Annotated in this window: 3 protein-coding genes; all 3 read left to right on the top strand. The window is 64.7% G+C overall.

All coding sequences use genetic code 11. The features are described 5' to 3' along the window. The coding region (locus HP547_RS15100; RefSeq protein ID WP_256676346.1) for an SrfA family protein at positions 1 to 746 on the top strand (746 nt) is incomplete at its 5' end. A 20-nt stretch (positions 747 to 766) separates the two neighbouring features. Beyond that, positions 767 to 3,844, top strand: a complete 3,078-nt coding sequence (locus HP547_RS15095; protein WP_172225929.1) for a virulence factor SrfB — start codon at positions 767 to 769, stop codon at positions 3,842 to 3,844. After that, positions 3,841 to 4,649: virulence factor SrfC family protein (locus HP547_RS15090; RefSeq protein ID WP_218583486.1), on the top strand; the 809-nt coding region annotated here is incomplete at its 3' end. The genes HP547_RS15095 and HP547_RS15090, both read left to right, overlap by 4 nt.

Here is a 4,649-nt window from a genome sequence, read left to right as displayed (position 1 = left end):
CCGCTGTCGGCAACAGCGACCTCTCCAGGGCGCCAAGCGGTTCGTCGAACCTTGTCGACGTGCCGAACGGCCAGGCCGGTGTGCCTGTGGCAGGTGAGCTGACGCCTGAAGGTGGCGCTACCGCCCTGCCGACGGATCAGCCCGAAGCCGGCAATGGCACGCCACCAGGTGGCAACGAAACACCCGCCCAGGATGCTGCCGCTCAAGCCCCGCCAGAAGGCACGCCGGAACCAGCGGCTGAGCAACAGCCAGCGCCGGAGCCGACGGCCGACACGCCACCACCCGGCGCTCCCGAAGATTCGCCGCCTGGGCACACGCCACCCGCCCCGCCGCAGCTCCCCGAAGAGCAAGGGAAAGCCAGCACTCAACCAGCACTGCCAGACCAGCTGAGCATTCCCCCGGATGCAGCCGACGGCAACGCGGACTTCCTCAATGGCAACTGGGCCGGGGCCGGTATTCAGGAGGCAGGTACCGGCAAGCCGCTGCGCCTGAAATACGACTTCCAGAATGGCAAGGGCCAGGCCACGGTCAGCCGCTCGGACGGCGTGCGTTGCCAGGCGCCCGTGTCGGCGGCCATGCAGGGCGGCCAGTTGTCGATCAACAGTGCAGGCCAGGCTGCCTGTGCTGACGGCAGCAGCTACGACCTGCCCCAGGTCGATTGCAAACCCAACGCCACTGGCGCGGCCGACTGCAACGCCAACTACGGCGCCGAAGGCTTCCCGATGCAAATGAAAAAAGCCGGCTAATCACACGAGAAACGCAGAAGATGCTGCCCGAAATCACCCAGTTCGAAGAAACGGTCACGCTGGTCAGCGATACCGGAATTCAATTCATGGATTTCGCCCTGCGTCTCGGCCCGGATGGCGAGCAGACCGGCAAATTCGTCCAGCTCAACAACGGCATGGTGCCGACGCGCCTGCTGTGGTCCAAGGAATACAAGGACTTCTACGAGCCCGAGCCGGACAAAGTGGTGCAGGTCGAGTTCGACACCAGCGAAGAGAGCCACTTCCGCCTGCCGATGGAGGACAGCCTCAAATTGCTGAACGGGGTGTGGTTGCCCATCCCGTTCCTGCGTTTCACGCCGCCCTATCGCTTTGACGAGGGCCCGAACAACTGGGCGCGCATGCGCCTGGTCAAGCTCGCCGAGCCCGATGTGGACGGCAATACCCACCGCCTTACCCTGGGCTTCGACAGCCGCACCATGGCGCAGGTTGCCGGTGCACCGTACCTGGCCCCCAACGAAGACGACGTGCGCTCCGGCGTGGCCTTCAAGCTGGCGTGCAGTGCCCGTGAATATGGCTGGTTCCTGACCCACACCTGGATCCGCGACTGGCTCACCGAGGTGTACACCGAGGCCCGTTCGGAATGGACGCGCGAGCGCCTGGACCGTGACCTGCAGGGTAACCGCCACCTGGGCCACTACCTGAACCTGCTAAGCCTGTTGCGCCGCCCGGTGCCGGCCGAGCAGAGCAGCGAAAAACCAAAGGTCGAGATCCCGGAACTCAAGGTGATTGCCAACGCGGCCAATGGCATCGTCAAGCCGATCCCGGTGGACCTGGTGCTGGACGTGGGCAACTCGCGCACCTGCGGCATCCTTATCGAGGACCATGGCCAGGCGGGTTCGGGCATGCGTCACAACTACGTGCTGGCCCTGCGCGACCTCAGCGAGCCGGAAAAGGTCTACAACCAGGCCTTCGAGAGCCGCGTCGAGTTCACCCACGCCGCCTTCGGCAAGGACCACCTGTCGATCAAGAGCGGCCGGCACAACGCCTTCCAGTGGCCGACCATCGCCCGGGTTGGCGGCGAAGCCGGCCGCCTGGCCAGCCGCAACCGCGGCACCGAGGGCTCGACCGGCCTTTCCAGCCCGAAACGCTACCTGTGGGATGAGAAGGCCTACGGCCACGGCTGGCGCTTCAACACCGCCTACGTGAAGACCGACAAGGAGCCGATGGCGGTTGCCGCGCCATTCGCCAACCTGATCAACGACCGTGGCCAGCCGCTGTACCTCAAGCCCTTCGACATGCCGGTATTCAGCCCGCGTTATTCGCGCAGCAGCCTGATGACCTTCATGCTGGCCGAGGTGGTAACCCAGGCGCTGAGCCAGATCAACAGCCCGGCCCAGCGCTCGCGCCAGGGCCATGCGCGGGTACCGCGCCAGCTCAACAGCATCACCCTGACCGTGCCACCGGGCATGCCCCAGGCCGAACGCAGCCTGCTCAGCAACCGCCTGTACGAAGCCATCGGCCTGGTCTGGAAGAGCCTGGGCTGGCATCAGGACGAGAGCAACCCGTTCAAGGGCAAGGACGTCAACACCCGCACACCGTTCCCCAGCGTGCGCGTGGAGTGGGACGAAGCCAGCTGCGGCCAGCTGGTCTACCTGTACAACGAGGTCAACGAGAACTTTGCCGGCCACCCGGAAGAATTCTTCGTCGCCCTGGCGCGCCCCGACAAACAGGAACACGAACAGATCACCCTGGCCACCATCGATATCGGCGGCGGTACCACCGACCTGGTAATCACCGATTACCGGCTGGACCGGGGCGCAGGTGGCGGTGCCGGGGCCAACGTGCACATCGTGCCGACCCAGCGCTTCCGCGATGGCTTCAAGATTGCCGGCGATGACATCCTGCTGGACATGATCCAGGAGTTCATCCTGCCGTCCTTCGCCGCTGCCCTGCGCACGGCCGGCGTACCGGCCCCCGATGCACTGATGTCGCGCCTGTGTGGCAATGGCGACGCCACCGCCCAGGAGCGCCTGCTGCGCCAGCAACTGAACCTGCAAGTGTTCGTGCCACTGGGCCTGGCCCTGCTCAAGGCCTATGAGCAGTTCGACCCGGCGCAGCCGCAAGTTGCGCAGGAGCAGACCTGGCAACAGGTACTGGGCGAGGCCACGGTCAGCGACAGCGTGCTGGCCTTCGTCAACGCCGCCGTGCGCCGCGAGGTCGGCCGCGATGGTGCCCTCGACCTGCTGCAGACGCCCATCAGCTTCGACCTCGAGCAGGTCCACGCCGCCTTCATGGGTGGCCAGATCAACATCACCAAAGTGCTCGGCGAACTGTGCGAGGTGGTGTTCAACTACCCCTGCGACATGCTTCTGCTGACCGGCCGCCCTTCGCGCCTGCCCGGCATCCAGGCGTTCATCCGCCAGCGCCTGCCGCTGCCGCCGGGGCGCATCCTGCCGATGCAGAACTACCGCACCGGTGGCTGGTACCCGTTCCACCGCAATGGCCTGATCGACGACCCGAAAAGCACCGCCTCGGTGGGCGCGATGATCTGCCTGCTGTGTTCCAAGCACAGCGTGCCGAACTTCTACTTCCGCACGGCCGCGCTCAAGCCCTACTCGGTGATCAAGCACTTCGGCCAGATCGACAACGCCGGCACCATCAAGCGCGCCGACGTGCTCTACCACGACCTCAAGTCCGACAAGGGGCTGATCGAGCTGCCGATCGTCGGCGAGGGTGAGGAGCGCGGCACGCCCTGGCTGGAAATGCGCGGCGACATGCACCTGGGCTACCGCCAGCTGGCCGCCGAGCGGTGGTCGGCCTCACCGCTGTACACCCTGCGCTTCACCCCCTCGGGCAGCGCGGCGTTTTCCCGCGCGGCGGGCAAGAACGGCGAAGCCCCGGTACTGCGCATTCGCCTGGAGATCGAGCAGTTCGATCAGGAAGAACGCGAGCAGGGGCTGATCAGCGACAAGCTGGTCATCCAGAAGCTGGAATCGAACATCCAGGATGCCGACTTCGACTTCGACCGGGATCTTGAACTCTCACTCAACACCATGCCGACCATGAGTTTGAGTGACAGCGACTATTGGCTCGACAGCGGGAACGTCAAAGGAAAATGAGCGACCTTACGCCAAAGCAACAGCAGTTGATGGGTGCCTGGGGCGCCATTCACAAAGGCGCCGGCGAGGCCCTGGAATGGATCGAGCAGGTGCGTGGCAACGCCGCCAGCGTCGAGGCCGAGGCCGATGGCCTTGGCCTGCGCCTGAGGCGCGCGCGCAACCGGGCGAAGAACCTCCAGCGCAGCGCCAGCAGCCCAATGGCCGTAGGTTTTTTTGGCCTCTCGCAGGCGGGTAAGTCGTACCTGATTTCGGCGTTGGCATCCGATGCCAATGGCAAGCTGGAGAGCAATTTCGGTGGCCAGGTTCTGGACTTCATCCAGCATGTAAACCCGCCAGGCGGTGGCGGCGAGGCCACTGGCCTGGTCACGCGGTTCAGCCACAAATCCACGCCAAGCCAGGACGCCAGCTATCCCGTCGAGCTGAAGCTGTTCAGCGAAATCGAAGTCGCGAAAATCCTCTGCAATGCGTGGTTCGAGGACTTCGACCATGAACGGATGGATTACAGCTTTACCGAGCAACGGATCCAGGCCGCGCTCAATGACTTCGAAGGCCAGGAAAAAAACCAGGCGCAAGCCGGGGTAAGCAGCGATGACGTGGTCGCGCTGTGGGACTACCTGAGAAGCAACTATGAGAAGTCCACCCGCCTTCTGGATGAACACTACTGGCCACGCGCAGTAAAGCTGGCGCCACGCCTTGCCCCCCGCGAGCGGGCAAAGTTGTTCTCGGTGCTGTGGGGTGGGCAGGCGCCCATTACCGACCTTTACAGTGTGTTGGCAGGGGCGCTGCAGCGGTTGGGCCATGCACA

The sequence above is a fragment of the Pseudomonas sp. CM27 genome, assembly GCF_013179515.1.
GTDB lineage: Bacteria > Pseudomonadota > Gammaproteobacteria > Pseudomonadales > Pseudomonadaceae > Aquipseudomonas.
This window is presented reverse-complemented; position numbering and strand designations above follow the sequence as displayed.

What these genes read in the sequence shown, in the direction of transcription:
- HP547_RS15095 (WP_172225929.1), top strand. Translation starts at nt 767, where the DNA reads ATGCTGCCCGAAATCACCCAGTTCGAAGAAACGGTCACGCTGGTCAGC.